Source organism: Clostridium sp. AM29-11AC (assembly GCF_003480545.1).
GTDB classification, from domain to species: domain Bacteria; phylum Bacillota; class Clostridia; order Lachnospirales; family Lachnospiraceae; genus Otoolea; species Otoolea saccharolyticum_A.
On record NZ_QUJI01000015.1, the window covers coordinates 42612 to 61217 of the forward strand.

Here is an 18606-nt window from a genome sequence, read left to right on the forward strand (position 1 = left end):
AAAGACAGCAGAATATCGTCAGACACAGAGCCTTGGGATACAGGTTTTGGTTCTGTGCGGCCTTTTCGCGCCCTGCGTCAGCCTGTCCAAATGACAGGGTGTCGCAGGGCATTTTTTATTGTTCGGAAAGAGGTGGCCTGATATGAATTTACCAAAACGAAATAGTGCGGACGGGCGCTGTTACTGGATGAAGCCCGAGGTACAGGAGGAACTGCAACCGCTCTTTGACCAGTGCATCCAGGATGCCATTGACGGGAGAATCACGCGGCTTGATTCCCTCTGGCCGCCGGTAGTGGTCAGCAGCGAAGGCGCGCCCTTTGAGGTGTGGCAACTGATTCGGACATGGACCGAAGCGCAGCGGGCTGAGACCCTTGACGCGGAAAAGGCCATCGCCTTCAGCGAAAACCTGCGCCGCCAGAGCCGGTGGGGTGAAATTGACCACCATCTACTTGATATGCTGCAACGGGAGCTACAGGAGAAATATTTTATCGTGACAGGCAATGAAGATGACCACTTCTGGGATCGGGAGTATTCCCTAAAACCAGGTATCCGTGCAGAGCAGGTCCCGGAGCCGCTGCTGCGTTTCGCCTGCTATGTGGCGGTGAGCTATAAGGTATATGGTATGGACTTTCAGTATCTGGACGCCAATTACCTCTTTGGATTGGTGGAGAAAGTCCGTCCGGATATGGTGAAAAAGCTGAAAGAACATGGGACCGGCAGGTTGCCGCTCAACCTGCAAAAGCGGAAAACAGAGCACTTCACCGCATCGGCCAACGATGCCTTTGCTGTGATCCGTATTACTGCCAGGAACAGCACGGAGGAGTGCTGCCATGAAGTACTGAACTACCTGTGTGAGCTTCTGGAGCAGGAGGATTTTCCCCGCAGCTATGCGGTGGAGTTCAAAGGGCCGGAAAAGAGGTATCTTCCCATCACAGGACTGCCCAAAAAGGGAGTAAACCAGCTCTTTGCCTGTGCCGTGCAGTACCCCGGCCTCCACCCCCTGATGGAACGGTACGCCCGGCTTGCCATGCGGCAATATGAGCAGTACACCAATCTCAGCGATGAGCAGTGCGCTCTCCCCGGAAGTTTTGCCGTGTTTGCCCTGGGAATGCTGGGGCAAGAGTGGCGGCAGCTGGTATGGGATTATCTCGATCTCTGTGATGATGAGCACTCCCACTTACAGGAAAAATTCCTCCGGGAGTATGTGAAACAGTTCGGATTTACCGCCGATACCGTCCCTATATTTGTCCGTGGGGTGCTGTCCATGCAGAACATGAAGTATTCCAAGGACTATACCGCGTGGATGGCAAATGCAGAAAGTCTGGACGCTCTACTGGAGGCAAAAATCCATCTGTCCGAGATCGTTCCAAGCGGTTTTTCCTCCGACGAGGATGACGATGATGACGAGGACGAGGAACCCGCCGAGGAAACAGAAGCCAGCCCGGAGGAAGTGCTGCAATACGCATGGGAAACGGTCTGCTATGTGATCTGGGGCAAAGCCAGCGCCAAGGGTGGTCAGAAAGTGGTGGAAGCAGCTTCGGAGGAACTGAAGGAACTTTACCGACAGATTTTTATTCCGATAACGAAGAACCCGGAAGGAAGTGGTGGCCTGCTATGAGTTTGCCGAAACGCGACGGCGTACAAGGTCGTTATTATTTGATCCAGAAACCAGATACGAATCCCGAAGTGCTGGAACACGCCGATCAGTGCATCCAGGATGTGTTGGATGGAACTGCAAAAGAAAACCATTCCGGCTATCCGGTGGTCGTTCGGAACCAAAGTGGAACGCCCTTTCTTCCCAGCCAGCTGCTGGGCCGGTATCTGTCCAAACTGCCTCTGAAGGGATTCCCCTATGAGGAAGCGGTTGTATTCTGCGATGCACTGCGGCGGTTGGTGGGCTGGAAAGAGATTGATTACACACTGGAGCAGTATATCAAAAAACAGGTGCAGGAAAGGTATTTTGAGGCTGGAGAAAAAGAGGACGATTTTACTCCTTACCCGCCTTGTACTGTGTGGCCGGAGCTGCGGCCAGAGGATGTGGACGAAAACCTGCTGCGCTTTACTTGCTATGTCGCAGTCTGTTATACGGTATATGGAGCCAGCTATAATACCATTACAACCGAACACTACCTTGATCTGGTTTCCCAGCTCCGCCCAGATATGGTGAAGCAGCTGAAAACCAATGGCAGCGGCAAATTGCCAAAGGACATTCAGCGGCTTAAGACGGAGCATTTCACCGCATCGGCCAATGATGTGTTTGCTGCCATCCGCATCACCGCCAGGGACTCCACCGAGGAGTGCTATGCTGAAATCCTGGACTACCTGTGTGCGGTGTTGGAACAGGAGGAATTTCCCCGCAGTTACTCGGTGGAGTTCCGTGGGAAGGAAAAACTCTATCTGCCCATTCCCGGCTTGCCCAAAAAGGGCGTCAATCAGCTCTTTGCCTGTGCTGTGCAGCACCCTGATCTTCATCCGGCTATGGAGCGATACGCTCGTCTGGCTATGCGGGAGTTTGAGTGGTATCAAAACCTTGCGGATGAAGCCTGTGCGATGCCCGGTACCTTCGCCGTGTTTGCCCTGGGACTGGAGGGAGAACCGTGGGCACCGCTGGTGACGGAATATCTGGATCTCTGCGACGACGAGCACTCCTCTTTGCAAGAGAAATTCCTTCATGCCTTGATCCGAAAGTTTGGGTTTCAACCATGGACGCTGGAGGTATTGGTGCGGGGCGCATTATCTATGCAGTGGCTGGAGCCTGCCAGAGAATTCCGCAGCCTGATAGCCAATGGGGAAAGCCTGGATGCACTGCTGGCAGTCAAGCGCCGCTTTTCCGCTTATCTCCTGCCGGAAGAAAACGAAGACCCGAAATTCCGGGCCATCGCTTGGCAGAGCCTGCTCTGGGCGATCTGGGGGCAAGCCTCTGAAAACGGCGGCAGCAAGGTCATTAAGACGGCTCCGAAGGAACTGAGAGAACGGTATCAGGAAATTTTTCAATAGACTATAAGGAGAATTCGGATGAGTGAAGTAAGCTATTCAAATGTACCTCCCATGATGGCTGCCATCAAAAGTGGTGACATAGAGGCGATTCGTTCCTTGCTTCATGCAGGGCATTCTCCCAATGAGCCGCAGTGCTATCAGGTAATGATTGGAGAGTGGCCGCGGGATGGCGAAGCCTCTCCACTGGAATTGGCTGTGCTGGAAAATCGGATGGACATGGTGCAGCTCCTGATCGAATGCGGAGCAGATTTGACCCATAACCCGGAAGAATTGCTTTGTGGTTCCCTGCGCAGTCAAGACCTGGCCCTGTTTTCCTTTTTGGTAGATGTGGGAGTCAGAATCCCCGCAGCGCAAAGGGATATATGCAGGCTGTTTCTCCACTTGGTGGATCGGGATGAGCCTAATGTACTCCCCATTTTGAAAAGGATGAGCATGGATTTGAAACAATACGGCGGTGAAGCCCTGCGCAGTATGGCGAGCCATGGAAATCAGCTGCTGGTGGAGTATCTGATTCAAAACGGGGCGGACATCAACTATCACAAGCCAGATATGGTGTTTCCCTACGCTTCGACTCCTGTCACTGAAGCTGCACGGCACAACGATTTTCCTATGGTGCGCTGGCTTGTGGAGCAGGGTGCGGATATCACCATCCCAGATAAATACGGTGACCGGCCCTACACCGTAGCAGTGCAGAACAAAAATCAGGAAATGGCCGCCTACTTAAAAGCTCTGGAGCCGGAGGAATGGCACAACGAACAGGAAAAGGCGCGTCAACTCATGCCTTACAAGCTGCCTGCCAAGCTGGTGGAATACTTAAAGACCGGCCCCTTGCGTCTGGAATTTCCAGAGCGGGAACTGGTGAAATGGGCGGAACTGTACCCCTACATGGATGTACAGGAGATGACCTGGAAGCGGAAAAAGTTGCTCTCCCTTATGGCGAAAATGGACAATTACAGCGACTATTTGCTGCTGTGGAGTCCCAGAGATAAGAAACTCTGGTATCTGGACATTGAGCATAAGGAGTTTCATCCGTTAGCCAAATGGGAGGAATTTATTGCTGATCCCGGAAAATATCTTAATGGAATGATTGAGGGAGAGTTTGAGGAATAAGGAGAGAACACAAATGACAAAAGATCAACTCTTATCTTTATGGAATGCGGATAACTGGGAGGTAATGAGTTGCGGGGTCTACTTCACGGCTCACCGGGCAGATGCAGATAAGGAACTGCATATCAACTGCAATGATTATACCGAGGCAGAGATTCTGGCCATGCCCTTCTGGGAACGATTAGCTCAGGAACTGGATGAGCTGGACCGGCAGGCCCATGAAATCTTACAGAAAGAATTCCCCGATGATGAGGACATCCCTGGTCTGGCCCTGACCGACATTACGATAGACAAATCCGGCTGTTACGGGACATTTTCCCTCTGCTATGATACTGGGGACTCTCCGGCTGGGGAACTCTATCTCAATGTGTCCTTTGACGAGCAGTTCGTGCCAAGTCCGAAGGTTGGCTACGACACCTTTTAATACAGGGAGGCTCCCCTATGGCATTAAAATTGAACTTTCGTGAAGTCACCCCGGAAGATACCGAAATTCTTCGTATGATAGCGTTGAGAAACGGGAAAGCAGAAGATTACCTCTGCTGCGATGTTACCAATGAGGATGGTGTAACACAGACTACCTGGTATAGTAAGGTGGATGTGGCCCTCTGGGGGGAGGATTATATCCGGGCGAATACCACAATGAAGTACAGCGATTATAGCGGATGGATCATCATTCTGGATATGGAGCCGTTGAACGATGCACAGGCATCACCACGAAAAAAGAAGAAACGGGATTCCTTTCCCCAAATCCCTACCTGGCTGGAGGGCCATGTCAAAGAACGGAAACAAAAGCGCCTGCCCACCGTGACCCTCTGCTCCTCTGCCGGAAATGAACTGCTGGAAGTGTGGTATTACGGAGATTTGCTCACAGTGAAGGGAGAGTCCCAATTCTATATCATAGATGGAGGCGAGGCCCCCGGACTGGTGGAAGCCCGCGACCCAGAGAGCGGCGAAGAGTTCGTCATCTTCGACGGTGGGCAGCATGGTTATGATAATATGTTCTGCGATGAACACAATCCAGCTCAGCTGGCGCACCGCCCCCTCCAGCGGTATGAGATCCCTGCCTCCAAGTTGGTGCTGGAACTGGGCTACAATATCGACTATGAGGATGAAAAAGAGAGCTTCGAGGTAGACGAGGCTGATACCGTGGAACTGGTTAACGGTGAGCGGATGCCCTGGGAGCAGGTCAAACGGGACGGCATTGACTACATTGCACTTTACTATGTGAATGATAAAGGAAAACAGGTGCAGATTTTGGATGCGGAACTGGCATGAGTACAATAGGACTGTTTTGGTAAGAATTTGATGATTACTGGTGTTGATGATGTAAGCCGAGAAAAGAAGTAAGGTGTGTGATCAATGATTACTGGAAAGTATTTGGAGAATCCTGCGTTATATAGTCCCGATGAACTTGAACGATTGGACAACCATATCGAAAAATATTTTGGAAAAGCCACAACAGTGGTTCATGAGTTTTTCAGCGAAGATATTCATGTTGATGTCTCCATCATTCCGCCCCATGAGGAACACAACTATTATACTTTGGTAACCACAGGCATGGGTGCGTTTTCGATGAAGATCCCAAGTGAATATCAAGAGGATGGCCTTCCCTCTCGGATAGAACTGATGATGTGCCTTCCGCCTGAGTGGAACCCTGAAAGTAAGGAAAGCCAAGAAAATTGGCCAGTAGAGCTGCTTCGATATTTAGCAAGATTTCCAATCATAGAAAGCACTTGGCTGGGCTATGGGCATTCTATTCAAAACGGAACACCATACGCAGATACTACATTGCTGGCAGGGTGTGTTCTTTTAGGCGTACAGGATGCGCCGGAGGGTGCTGCCGTCTGTAAGCTCTCAGATGGAAGTTGGGTCGGTTTTTATCAGGTGATTCCTCTGACAGAGAACGAACTGGAATACAAGATTCAACATAGTACAGATGAAATGCTGGAATACATGGAAGATGTAGACCATGTTGTATATTTCCAAAGACCGGATACCAAGTTTGAATAACACAGAAGAATAAGGAGAGAACGCAACATGGAACAGGCATATTGCACCGCAGTTTTCTGGCGCGGCGGAGAAAAGATTGATCTGAATGGGCGAAAGCCGGATGCGGTACGGTGCCTATCTGTGACGGGAGAGCGGAAGGTGAATCTGTCCTTCCTGCGAGATTATCCCAATCTGGAGGAACTAACCCTAATGGAAAAGTGTGAGGGTGTAGAAGTTCTCTCCGGGCTAAAGCAGCTTCATACACTGTCCCTATGGCTGTCGGCCCCTGTTTCCTGGGACAATGTTTCTCTCCCCGGCCTGCGTGTTCTCCACCTGCGTGGGGAAAAGAATGGCGACATCACCCCACTTCTCACCAGCATTACCTATCTCCATTTGGAGGAAATGCGGAAAACGGAAGATCTTGCCGCTTTCCTGACTCCAGCGACCCGGCTTCAGAAACTCTATCTCCAGTCACTCCCAGCTGTGCAGGAACTACCGGCTCTGGATGGGCTTCCTTCCCTTTATGCCCTGAAACTCTATGAGCTGCATAAACTAAACGATTTGTCCGCCCTCTCTCACAGCCATTTGCGCTACTTTGCCGCCTCTCTGATCGGGGATAAACTCTCCGCCCAGGCGCTGGCAGATGCTGTGATGGCGATTCCCGATCTGGAGGCAGCCGCGCTCCAGCTGGTAGACCGCTCCGGGCGGCGCTATGGCGGTATCCAAAAAGCCTTTGCCGCCACTGGGAAATCCGCATTGCTGCGGGAGGAAATCAGTGCTTTGACCACATGGCTGTCGCTGTAACACAACGGAAAGGAGGCGACCAGATTGTGTGAGAATGCGAAAATTCCTTGTCCTTACTGTTTGACGAGAGAAATTGATCCGGCACAGGCGATATGCTCTGTTTGTTATTCAAAAGAGGATAAATTGGAACGAGGCAGTTGGGATGATCTGCGGAAGCGCAAGAATACCGATGAAATCCAGATGTTTACCATAGCCAAGAAAGTAGATGAAGCGTTCCAGGTACCAGAAAATAAAGCCTATGCCTGTAGAGAGAAACACGAAATGATTCAGGCCGAGGCTTTGGAGCGGGAAATGGAGGATTTTCACCGGCGGCGCATTCTCTGTATGGCGGAGATGTTTTCCAAGATTGATTGCAGCAGCCTCTTTCCCAGCTACATAGAATTGGATACCTATTTCAAGAATGTGCAGGATTATGCCCATCAGCACATTGCCACAGAACAGCTCAGAGAGGTTCAGGAGTATCTGCGGTCACAGATTCCATGGAAATCCCTATCCAGTCAGCAGATGGATCTGGGTGCAGAACTTCTCAACTTTTGGTGCGGAGAGGATGAGTTGGATTGGGGCTATTCTCAATATTTTGAGATTGCAGCAGGTAATCTCAAGCCGTTCCTTGCAATGACCTTATTCACAGAGATTCTGTGTAAGCATTTTCCAGATGTAATGTCTGCGCCAGTCAAGCGGCTGAGCAGCAAACTTTGAGGCACTAAAAAGGGGGTACTTTCATGCCAGACTGGGCACAAATCATAGATGATGCGCTGGACATTCTGAAATTTGACGGAGCCGTACAGGACACTCTGGCGGAACTTCGAGAAAAATGGGGCGCACAGGTCCCGGCGCTGCTGGATGAACGCTTTGACGCCATCGGCATCCAATATATGAAATTGCCCCATGAAAAAGGAGCGGCGGCCTTGGGGCAGGAACTCTCTGCCTTCGGCTGGGCGTTGTATAACCTGGACGATGAGGACGAGTATCTGTTTGCCTTGATCCCAGAAGAAGAACGCAACGAATGGGAACGCTACTGCAAAAAGCAGGGGCAATATTGCCACCTGATGAAACAGCAAGGACGGAAATGGGGCGACCATGCCAAGGAGCAGGACCCTGGGAAGCTGATGCCCTGCGAGGAATACATACTTCAGGATGAGTACGATTATTTCTTCAATTCTCTGGCGGGTGATTTTGCGGCGGGCGAATGGAAAAACCAGGATGCAGAAGAATGGAAAAACGGCTGTGTGGCCGATCTGCGCCACCGTCCGCCGCAAGTAATCCGCTCCCACAACTTGCCGCACCTTGGGTGCCTTACCTATTCCCCGGAACATGAACTATATGCTGCATCAAGGGCCGCTGGTAGCGGGACTATTGGCCGGGCATTACTGAGCAAGAATCCAGCCACCCTCAACTGGGCCGAGCCGTCCCCCATTGGATATGACGGTCCACCCCGGACCCTGTGCTGGGCTGACCATTCCCTCTGGGTGGGTGATCCCACCAACGCTACACAGATCGAACTGACTGACCGGGGTACCTGCCAGGATGTGAAAAACTGGACTCTGCCGGAAGATGGATGGAGCACCAAATACCATTGCGGCATTACGACAGACGGTCTGGGCCGGGTCTACTTTTCCAACGAGTGGTACAAGGGGCAGATTTACCGCTGGGAAAACGGCAAGGTAACAAAACACACCTTCTCTCTGGATGGATACGACCATCTCTCTGAGGCCGTTCCCGTTCCCGGCACAGGCCGCATTACCATGATCCACGCAGTCAGTGGCAAGGGGCGGATGGAAGAATGCCTGCTGGAACTGGACATGGACACCGGGCGGTGCCGCATCACCCCCCTGCCCGGCATGGGCGAGGGACTGAAACTTCGCTGGTTTACCGGGGACTGGCTGCTGGTGCAGGGAAACGGCGAAATCCTCTCCGATGACTTTGCCCAGCTCATCAATATGAACACCCGTGAAGTGCTGCGTATCCGTCCGGAAATGTTCGGCGGGGAGAAAATGCAGCACATTGGAATACTCACCGATGGCACGGTGGTCATCGTCACCCGGCGGGATAGGGTTGGGCCGGTATTTCGTTATCCCATCGACCTCTGGGGCTTCCTTCGGACGGCAAACAAGCCCAAAAAGCTGGAATGGCGGGAGTACAAAGAAGTGTACCCGAATCTGCCCATCTTTCTACCGTCCAAGGCCACGGAGCGAAAAATCATTCTCAAAAAAGACAGCCTGACCATCCTGGGGTCGGTATTTACGCCGCCGTTTACCCTGTCGCAGCTGGCGGAAAAGCTGGGGCCTGCCCGCATTGTCCTGCAAAAGGGAACACAGAAAAGCCCTATGACTGGCCGAGAGAGTCCCTATATCCAGGCACTTGCTTTGTGGGACGAGCTTGGACTCCAGGGCTGGTTGGATGAAGATGAACAGACCATCAAAACCCTTGGTGTCCGGGTGGCGGCACAGGGAGAGTATGCGGTTCGGCAGATATTTGACGGAGCGGTTTGGATTGGGTCCAAGGACTACCGGGAGGCCAGCTGGAAGGATTTCGCCGGATTTGCCCATACCCTCAAATTAGGCGGCTTTACCATTTATACCCGCTTGCCGGGCCCTGTTCCGGAAGAGCAGTCCGCGCAGAAAGCAAAGCTGGAGGCCCTCTCCGCCATGGTACAGATCAGCTGGAAAGAGCCAGAGCAAAAGGCGGCGAAAGCGCAGAAATACAAGTTATCCAAGCCGACTGAACCAGTGCTCACCTTTACCAGCTTCAACTTCAAGCTGGCGGTCATGGAAGTCCTGATGTACGAGAAAGGCTTACTGGCTCCTAAACTGGATGCCCATGAGTTTGCCAGAGAGTATAGCCGACGCAAGATCGACATTGACGCGGAAGGGTATGAACCCATCCCAGAGATTCGGAAGTGGCTGGAACAATACCCTGTCCCGGAGCGGCTGGCCCCGGAGGTCACAGAAATCGAGATGGATGGCGGCAGCGAGATTTATACCCAGCTCTGTCCGTTCTGGGATGGCGAGGATGGAGCCTTTGATCTTAATACCATTACTGTGGCGGAACTGCGCCAGTTCCCCAATCTCAAACATATTACCCTCATGTCCTCCAAGCCGGAACAGGTACTGCCGGTTCTGGAACGGTGCGGTATCAAGGTAGACTTGCTGTGAGGTGAAAGTATGAAAGCGAAACTAAATGTGATAAAGAACTGGGAGTTCGAGGAATTTGAACTGACGGGAACTTCCTTCAAATACAGCCCGACTGGATGCAAAGGTATGGTAGCCCGCAGCGAAGATGAAATTGTGTTTTGGACCTATCATTTCGCGCAAAAGTGCAGCGGCGTTTTGTGGGTCAAAGACGAAGTTTCCAGGTGGATTCCCAGCCCGGAGCCGAAAGAGCAGCAAGATGTTTGGGAAGATCCTGTCTTGCTTTCATGCGACAGAGGAATCCTGTTGGTTTGCCCGGCCAGTAAATCCCTTTGGTGGATGCCGCAGATGGATGGAGAGTGGATTCCGATCCCCATGGATAACTGGTGTGCCCAGGGTATTCCCAAGCCGGTGGCAGTCACCGGAAGCCAGGGCGTTTTCCCTATTGTGTGCCGAGTGGACAACTCCGCTGATGCGACCAACAATTTTACCAGCCTGACGGTAGACTTTGAAACCATGACTGCACACTGGGCAGAAAGCGGCTCTTGCGTATACAGCAAAGCAGGAACCCGACAGACCCATTTGGCGGCTGTAGAGCGTGCTGGCGGAAATTTTGCCCAGGCAGACTTTCACTACAACTATCCTATGATTGGCTCCATACTGGAACAGAATGGACAGTTTTATGCCTTTTTGGAAAGCAGCACCATCAATCCGGCGGGTCTTTCTCTCATGGGCTACTATTGGTATCTGGAACTGGAGGAAAACGGACTATTCAAAAAGAAACTGTGGGGTAAAGATAATTTAAGCCGCCTGCCCGGAAAACACGGGATGCGCGGAAAATTCTCCGGTGACAGGACTTGCCTGATCCTATCTCCCATTTTTAAGAATGATGACTGGAAGGGTAAACAAAAGCTGCTGCGCCTTTCGGATTTGGTGCTGATCGACCTTGCTATGCCCCGTGGATACGCTTCCTTCCATGTGCTGGATGTATGGGGAAACCGGGCATTTCTCAGCGATGAGAAAGATAAGCTGGTTCTTTGTGAAATGACCTTGGAGTAGTTATGAGGGCTGAGTATGATAGTGTTGATATGAGGTAAGCCAATGGAATTATTTGCAAAAAGAATGACTTGGGAGCTGGACAATGATGAAGGGCTGTCCTGCCTGTTCTTTGAACTGGAGGATGGTTACTTTACACTCTCCCGCAAGACCGGCGCGGAAGCACTCCGCTTGGAAATAAATGATCCAGCCAATGGTCAGTTGATTGACCCAGACTGTTTTGAATATGCCGTTGATAATACCAGGTTTCGTCTAAATATCGTGCGGAACAACCGAAAGGTTCTGCGGTATCTGGAAGAACACCACATCAACACGGAGTTGTATGGAGAAATCGTCCTTCACTACACTCCTCTCAGCAAGCCACAGCTTGAATCATTATCTGCCGTGACTCTCAGGCTGTTTTTCGGTGAACTGCTTTTTTAATTTGAGACAGGATCGCCCTGAATCAGAAAGAGAGAATGGCTATGAATGAGAATTTATTTCGCTCACAATTTGATACATTGAAACTGTCCGATAAGCTCTGGCTGATGCAGACGCTGGCGACTCGTTATCATTTGACATTCAAGGAACTATACGCCTTTTCCCGCTGGGGACAAAGCTGCACCACCGGCCTATTTGAAAAAGGTGGCCGGGAGTTTGTCTTTGTCCCAGGTGATACCGTGATTCTTGGCTGGGAGAGTTTTGTCCAAGGAATGGACAAGGCCAACCAAGAGGAACTGGCGGATATTTTTGCGGAAATCGAATATGAGGGCTCTGTGGAGGAATTTCTCAGGCAGGGCATGACCCCAGTACGCCAGGTGACCATCGCCCCCATGTTCGTGGGCAGAAAACTGGAGGAAATTGGCTGGGAAAGCGTACCCATGAACGATCCACGCATCACCGCCCACCCCGACTGGCTGGAGAACTTGCAGAAGTGGGCGGGCCAGAACAGCCAGAGCTTTGAAATACACGAAACTGTCCGCTTTGAACGCAATGGTGATAGCTGGCGAGCGTGGCTGTGCCATCCAATGACCTACCCGGAATTTCAGCGGTCCCTGTTGTGGGAGCTGGCAGCCAGCCTTCCCACGCCGGATGAGTGGGCCTATCTGTGCGGAGGCGGATGCCGCACCCTGTTTCCCTGGGGGGATGGACTGGACCACAAGATGAAACTGCATCACTTTGAAAGCGAGGAAGATCAGGGCAAGCCATACAACATGGAGCAGGCTAACTTCTTTGGTCTGTCTATTGCCTACGACCCCTATAAGCGAGAGTTGGTAGACGGGAAAACATTGACCACCTGCGGCGGTGACGGTGGCTGCAATGTCTGCGGTGGCATGGGTCCTTTGCTTGGATATTTACCCTGTTCCCCTCACTGTAAACCGGAGGTTCGGGAAGATAACGAGATTCACAATGACTATGACTTTTTCCGTCCTGTTATCCGGGTGCAGACATCCGGGTGGAGAATGGTAATAGATAGAGCGCAAGAGTAAGGAGGTAAACTATGGAATGGCCAAAACGGACACGAACAGCGGATTGGGAAAACGGTGTCCTAACTTTAGATGGAGAAAAGAAATTTGATATTCCGAAGCTGACCGCAGAGATCATGGAGCGGTTGGCCGGTTACACCCTGGTAGGCTTCCATGTGAAAGGGTATCCGGTGACGGATGAACTGCTTGCCCCCTTTGCCGGGCATAAAAGTATGGTCAACTTCGGCGTGGAGAACGGCGCCCTCACCGACGCCTGTTTCCCCTTTTTTTCCGCCATGCCCAAGCTGCGCTATCTGCTGCTGACCGGGAATTCCGGGATCGACGGAAGCGGCTTGTCCGCCCTGCAAAGCTGTAAGCTGGATTTACTGGCCCTTGACCACACCAAGCTGGAGGATGCCGGTCTGCTTCGAGCAGCCTCCATCCCCAAACTCTCCCACATCTGGATCGACCACACTGCTGTTACTTATGATGGACTACTGGCTGTCGCCGGCAACAACTACATCCATCCGGTGGCCCATGTGCAATTTACCAAGGAGCAGATGGAACACTTCTCCCAGCTCCAGCGGGAAAAGGCCAAAAAGCCCGTCCAGCTGGATGAGCGGGCAGCGTCGGAATGCCGCAGTGTGTTGTCCGCTTTCTTTGCCGAAATGACAGAATGGGAGCAGTACATGGATCAGGTTGGGTTTGAAGATGCCGAGGCTGTGCCCCGCCTGCTGGCGATCTGGGAGAAGTATGTGAGCGAAAAGCCCCGTCTGGGCTATCGGCCTCTGGCCCTCTCATACAGCGCCCAGGGCACCTACAACGGGGAAGAATTCCTTGACGCGGAACAGATCACTAAGAACAAGCTCTACATCTACACCAGAGAGAAAAATACCAGCTTTGACCGCCGCTTTCTCATGAAGCGCGTGGGCGAGGGTTGGATGATTGACGCGGTGCAGGAGCGGCTGGACGGCTGGCAACGGACAGGATTGTAAGGGAGGCATAATGGATGATATATAGGTTTACGGAAGTATTAAACGATCTTGTTAATTATTTTCTCCTTGGTGACATTTTGTTGCTGGAGGACTGGAAGCAGGCAAATCATCTTTCAGATGATTTAGCGATGGAGTTTACCACAAACGAAAGCGGCGACAGGATATTTGCCGAAGGAATTGTAATCCCAATGACCGGTATTGAAAACTATCCCTATACCATATTGTTCAACCTCTCTGGTGATACACCGGAGCTGTGCAAAGAAAAAAACCGATTGCAGTTTAGAAAAAGTGGCTATTCCCTCAAAGTAGCTCATAATATGCTGTTGCTTTTTACATGGCCGATATTGAAACAGTTTACTCCTGAAAAGGTGAAAGATCTGATTTCTTATTATAGAGTGCATAATAAGCCGATGATTGAGCTTGAAAATGGCTGGTATCATATCGAGATTTTGGGCGGAGAAACCTTGCAGGACGGGGACTATGAGCCAACATTTGAATTTTTGATACAACCAGCAGCAAATGAAGAAGCAACCATCAACGCGGATATGAATTGTAGTTTTGAAATTACAAGCTCTGCTTATTAAGAGAAACCTATTTCAATCAAAAACGAAAAAGGAGGCCGTGATATGGATTTATTGAAACAATGCCAGCAATGGTTTGAACAGAATGAAATTCAGGAGGTGATTGACGCGCTGGAAGCCATCCCCGCCGGGGAGCGCACCCCGGAACTGGACAGCGAACTGGCCAAGGCATACATCGCCATTGCAGAAATCGGAGAGGCAGGACGGGCACTGTATGAAAAAGCTCTGAAGCTTCTGGCTCCCCATGAGGAGTATTTTGCAGGCGATCACTGCTGGAATTACCGGATCGCTTCCGCTTATTATTTTCTGGATGAGGAAGGCCCCGCCCTGTGCTACTTTGAAAAGGCCCTGAAAGCCCGCCCTGGAAACAGAGACACTCAGGAGTACATAGACGATTGCCGCCGTCGTTTGTCCCTGTCCCGGTTTGAAAAGAATTTCCGGGAAAGGACGCAGGAAGCATGGACAGCCTTTTCTCAGATTGAGGCGGAGCTGCGCCAAATTATGGATACCGACAAAATGCACCAGCGCGGCGAGGAACTGATTGAAAAATGCGGGAATGCACTCAAGACGGCCCTGCATGATGCTTCTTTTGAACTGGGCTTCAATGGCGAAAAGTATGAATTGATCCTCAGTCCAGAGGGCCTTCGCTCCCGCCTGTTCCCGTTGGTGTACTTCCAGAAGCAGGCCCCAGAATCGGTGCTTGAGCATTGGAATATCTGGGTAGGCCGCCAGCCCTGTGAGGGGTTCGAGCTGCGGGCTGGAGAGATCGAAGTTCAGGCTGATGATGTGCAGATGTGGGCAGAGGAAACAGAGGATCATCAGGTAAGTCTGGTCCTTTACTGTGAAAAGCTGACCCCGATCTTGAAAGAGGACACAGACAAGGTCTGGTGGGCACTCTCTATGCTGGTGGATCAAACTATCGGAGAAGTTTCCGCTATCGCCTTTGTTGCTGGGTTTGATGTTTATGCTCAGCCGAAAGACGAACCGGCCAAGCTGCTTTCTGAACTGCCGGAGTTGCTGCAAAGCATGGGGCTTTCTCTCTGGCGGGATGGCAGCGACTACCTGGAAAACAGTTATCTTGCCTATGAACTGGAACCGGTGGAGGACCCGGAGGCTGACTGGCGGCTGGATGTCTATACTGGAAGCTGCCGCCTGCCGGTGCTCATCAACGACTACCTGACTGCCCGCAGTGATATGGTGGATGAGTACCACAAGGATGGCATTGCCGCTGGATTCCTCCTGTACCCGCTGTCCGGTTTTACCGGTGAGGAACGAGTGAAAGCTATTCTGGATTTCCGGGATAACCTACGGGATGCCATCCTACGGGATGCAGGAGAGGAAGCCGTGACCTTCCTGGGTGGGGCCACTGGTCTGTATTGTGGGTATCTGGATTTTATCGCCTGGGATCTGCCCGCTGTACTAACAGCGGCACAGGCATTCTTTGAGGGAAGCGACCTGCCCTATGCTCACTTCCACGCATTTCGGCGGGATGTGGGCGGTGTGCCGCTACTGGACGAGAAAGAACCGGAGCCTGATATTTATGAGGAAACTGGCTCCCTGCTCTCGGCAGAGGATATTGAAACACTGGAATCCTTTGATGAAGGAACTGCCGCTTACTTTGGGAAAATGCTCGATTGGCTGGAGAATTTTATCAAAAGCGGCGTAGAAGAAGGAAGATTCAGCGAAAAGCAGGCTCATCAGGATCTTCAGATTGCCCTCTGGTACGCCTTCGCCAGCAACAATCTGAATGACTATATCCACTATTACCGCACTGTGGAATGGATGAAGGATTCCGAGAAAAATGCCGCAGGCTGCGCTACCTGGTACTACCGATATTCTGTGGCGCTGATGCACTGCGGCAGACTGGAAGAAGCCTTCAGCTACGCGGAAAAAGGTGCCCAGGAGGAGCCGGACTATCCATGGATCTGGCTGCAGGTGGGCAAGCTGCGTGCGCATTTTGGCAATCAAACCGGCGCGCTGGATGCCGTCAAGCAAGGATTAAAACTGGAACCGGGCGATTATGAGTTCCTGACCTTGGAAAAAGAGATCAAAGCCGGAGCTACCCTGGAGCAGATGCTGTGCCACTGGATCGACCCCGGTGCCGATCAAATGCTCCAGCAGGGGCGGGACGAGGATGCTGATGATAAACAGCGTGCCATAGCCTGTATCCGAGTAGACGAAGCAGGACTTGCCGAATTTTATGAACTGTTCTGCCCTGAGCGGTATAGTTATAAGAAAAATTCCCCCTGCTGTGAATTCCAATACCCGGTGAAGGAACATCTTGTGGAGCTTTCCTTCCGTATGAACGAAGCTGGACTCTCCAAGATGGGAACCGACTGGCTGCGGCAACTAAAGGAACGGCTGGACAGCGGCGAATGGCTGACCCACACACCTGAAGGAGAACAAGAGGGCATTCTAACAGGTGTGTTTGTGGATCAGCTGCGACGCATTGGTCTTGTCTATCAACAGCCGGGAGACGATCAGTATTTTCAGATTTTCCTGAATCCGGACGGTACGAAGGCGGATGCCTTCTGGTCCTCAAGAAAAAACAGTGAGCCGGAGATTTATTCGGAGGATGAGATGTCTGCGATAGAGCAGCACATCAAAAACACCTTTGGTGAGTTTGAGAATGTGTTCCATGAACTGGTTTCCCCTGACATCCATGTGGACATCTGCGTTGTTCCTCCCTCTGAGGAGCGGGACTATTACACACTGGTAACGATGGGTATGGGTGCTCATCGGATGAATGTGCCGGAGGAACTGGCGGAATACAAGCTGGAGCGAGCAGAGCTGGCCATCGCTCTGCCACCGGATTGGAAAATGGATGAGGAATCCCTGAAGGATGAGCGGTGGTACTGGCCGATTGGTCTCTTGAAAGTGTTGGCACGCCTGCCTATTTCCAACGATACCTGGCTGGGCTTTGGCCACACAATGGATAAGCAATCGCCGTTTGCAGAGGATACGGAACTCTGCGCCGCACTTCTGGTAGGTCCGCAGGATGTTGTCTGGAACGGAGGCGAAGTCTGCACATTGCCGAGCGGCGAGGAGGTCAACTTCTATCAGGTGATCCCGCTCTATCGGAATGAGATGGAGTATAAGATGGAGCATGATGCGGACGCTCTGCTAAAAAAAATGGCAGGCATCAGTTTTGTGGTTAATCCCACCCGCCAGAATGCCATCACCAGAGGAACGCTTGCAGAGGAAGAATTCACCGGCGATATGGACGATGCCGCATGGCACCTGGAATCCATTCAGGAAAAGGGCTTGCCGGTGAATGAGATCAATGCCTACAACCACATGGCAATCTATCTGCGCTGGTGCATAGAGCATGATCTGATGAGCACAGAATTTATGGAGCGGTACTGGGAGCAGGTGCAGCCGTTTATGGCAGATCTGAGCCGCGCCGATCTGCGTGGCTTTATCCGGGACCAGCTGAAAGGACAGCTCTTTGGGGCGCTGTTCAACAAGGAGGGCACAGCCTTTGCTGGATATTACTATGGCGAGGCGGACAGCCCGTACTTCCCCAGCGACATTGATAACTATGCTTTGGAGTATTTCGGTTCAGAGCAATATTATTCCGATAAGTTCCAGGATGAAGCCTATCTGTTCATCCCATTTGATGAAAACTATTATCAGGCTATGGCAAAAGTCATGGAAAAGCGGTTCGCCAACTGGCAGGGACAGAGTTTCGATGAGGCCACTCTGGAGCCTTCAGACCTTGCGGAAGCCATGATGGAATATCTGGACTGTGAATGTACCTATTTCCCCTCAATGACGGATGATGACCCCATCATGTCGGCATACAACTATGCCAAACGGGAAAGTGTCAAAGAGGGCTTTGTGCCGGTTCTGATTAAGGCGGATGACGAAATCTTGTGGGAATGCTTGATTATGAATTCCGACCCGGACAGTGATGGCGAGGACGACTATGCTTTCGACCCGGACAAAGTTGCCGAATACCGGAAGAAAATGCTCTCCGCCCCCGTTGAGAACAGTAAGGCAGTCCTGGAGGAAATGATTGGGCAGCGCAAGGAAGAAGCCGAGGATGACGATATGGACTGGGATGAGGAGATCCTGGGCGAGATGGAGGGCGGATATGATAACCGTCGTTTTTCAAGTTACTGGAATTCCGATAATAATATGACCTATCCTCTCATTCTGGCTAAAATCCCCGTGAAGAATCCTTGGGAGATTTTTGCCTATCTGCCCTTTGGTGGCTGGAATGAATGTCCTAACACGCCGGAGTTAATGGCAGTTGCGAAATACTGGTTTGAACAGCATGGGGCGGTGCCCGCTGCCATGAGCCACGACGAGTTGGAGTGCCTGCTCCCGGCTCCTGTTTCCGAGAAAGAGGCCATAGATGTGGCGGTGGAGCTGTACGGCTTCTGCCCTGATGTAATTGACCAAGGCCCAGAGGACGCCACCGTGGGCGCTCTGGCCGATGTGCTGCGGCAGTCCACTGTTTGGTACTTCTGGTGGGATTGAACAGGAGGATGTGTCT

The 18606-nt window shown here is 51.7% G+C and carries 15 protein-coding genes; all 15 read left to right on the plus strand.

Going from position 1 to position 18606, the window contains the following annotated elements; translation table 11 throughout:
- The first annotated feature begins 142 nt into the window (after positions 1 to 142).
- The 15 genes from DW757_RS11565 (at position 143) to DW757_RS11635 (ending at position 18590) form a co-directional block, all read left to right on the plus strand.
- Positions 143 to 1618 carry a DUF6138 family protein gene (locus DW757_RS11565; RefSeq protein WP_243033631.1) on the plus strand — a complete coding sequence of 492 codons (1476 nt, stop codon included), beginning with the start codon at positions 143 to 145 and terminating at the stop codon, positions 1616 to 1618.
- Positions 1615 to 2997 carry a DUF6138 family protein gene (locus tag DW757_RS11570; RefSeq protein ID WP_118751765.1) on the plus strand — a complete coding sequence of 461 codons (1383 nt, stop codon included), beginning with the start codon at positions 1615 to 1617 and terminating at the stop codon, positions 2995 to 2997. Before DW757_RS11565 ends, DW757_RS11570 begins: the two co-directional genes overlap by 4 nt.
- A gap of 18 nt (positions 2998 to 3015) precedes the next feature.
- Entirely contained in the window at positions 3016 to 4107 is a 1092-nt protein-coding gene (locus DW757_RS11575) for an ankyrin repeat domain-containing protein (RefSeq protein ID WP_182433293.1), read from the plus strand.
- A 13-nt stretch (positions 4108 to 4120) separates the two neighbouring features.
- Positions 4121 to 4528 (plus strand): hypothetical protein, encoded by a 408-nt coding sequence (locus tag DW757_RS11580; protein WP_025543805.1) that lies wholly within the window; start codon positions 4121 to 4123, stop codon positions 4526 to 4528.
- Between the two features lie 17 nt (positions 4529 to 4545).
- Positions 4546 to 5379, plus strand: a complete 834-nt coding sequence (locus DW757_RS11585) for a hypothetical protein (RefSeq protein ID WP_118751766.1) — start codon at positions 4546 to 4548, stop codon at positions 5377 to 5379.
- Positions 5380 to 5463: 84 nt separating this feature from the next.
- Positions 5464 to 6114: a suppressor of fused domain protein gene (locus DW757_RS11590; protein WP_118751767.1), complete on the plus strand. Its 651-nt coding sequence runs from the start codon at positions 5464 to 5466 to the stop codon at positions 6112 to 6114.
- 27 nt (positions 6115 to 6141) lie between these two features.
- Positions 6142 to 6897 carry a hypothetical protein gene (locus DW757_RS11595; RefSeq protein ID WP_118751768.1) on the plus strand — a complete coding sequence of 252 codons (756 nt, stop codon included), beginning with the start codon at positions 6142 to 6144 and terminating at the stop codon, positions 6895 to 6897.
- Positions 6898 to 7020: 123 nt separating this feature from the next.
- A complete protein-coding gene (locus tag DW757_RS11600) occupies positions 7021 to 7596 on the plus strand; it encodes a hypothetical protein (RefSeq protein ID WP_243033633.1) in 576 nt (191 codons plus the stop codon).
- A 23-nt stretch (positions 7597 to 7619) separates the two neighbouring features.
- On the plus strand, positions 7620 to 10052 hold the full coding sequence (locus DW757_RS11605; RefSeq protein ID WP_118751769.1) for a hypothetical protein: 2433 nt from the start codon (positions 7620 to 7622) through the stop codon (positions 10050 to 10052).
- A 9-nt stretch (positions 10053 to 10061) separates the two neighbouring features.
- Positions 10062 to 11087: a hypothetical protein gene (locus tag DW757_RS11610; RefSeq protein ID WP_118751770.1), complete on the plus strand. Its 1026-nt coding sequence runs from the start codon at positions 10062 to 10064 to the stop codon at positions 11085 to 11087.
- A 42-nt stretch (positions 11088 to 11129) separates the two neighbouring features.
- On the plus strand, positions 11130 to 11507 hold the full coding sequence (locus DW757_RS11615) for a hypothetical protein (RefSeq protein WP_118751771.1): 378 nt from the start codon (positions 11130 to 11132) through the stop codon (positions 11505 to 11507).
- Between the two features lie 41 nt (positions 11508 to 11548).
- On the plus strand, positions 11549 to 12553 hold the full coding sequence (locus tag DW757_RS11620; protein WP_118751772.1) for a hypothetical protein: 1005 nt from the start codon (positions 11549 to 11551) through the stop codon (positions 12551 to 12553).
- 11 nt (positions 12554 to 12564) lie between these two features.
- The gene (locus DW757_RS11625) at positions 12565 to 13524 is read left to right on the plus strand and encodes an NTF2 fold immunity protein (protein ID WP_118751773.1); all 960 of its coding nucleotides are present in this window, start codon (positions 12565 to 12567) and stop codon (positions 13522 to 13524) included.
- Positions 13525 to 13538: 14 nt separating this feature from the next.
- Positions 13539 to 14108, plus strand: a complete 570-nt coding sequence (locus DW757_RS11630) for a hypothetical protein (protein ID WP_118751774.1) — start codon at positions 13539 to 13541, stop codon at positions 14106 to 14108.
- 42 nt (positions 14109 to 14150) lie between these two features.
- Positions 14151 to 18590 (plus strand): suppressor of fused domain protein, encoded by a 4440-nt coding sequence (locus DW757_RS11635; RefSeq protein ID WP_118751775.1) that lies wholly within the window; start codon positions 14151 to 14153, stop codon positions 18588 to 18590.
- Positions 18591 to 18606: the final 16 nt, after the last annotated feature.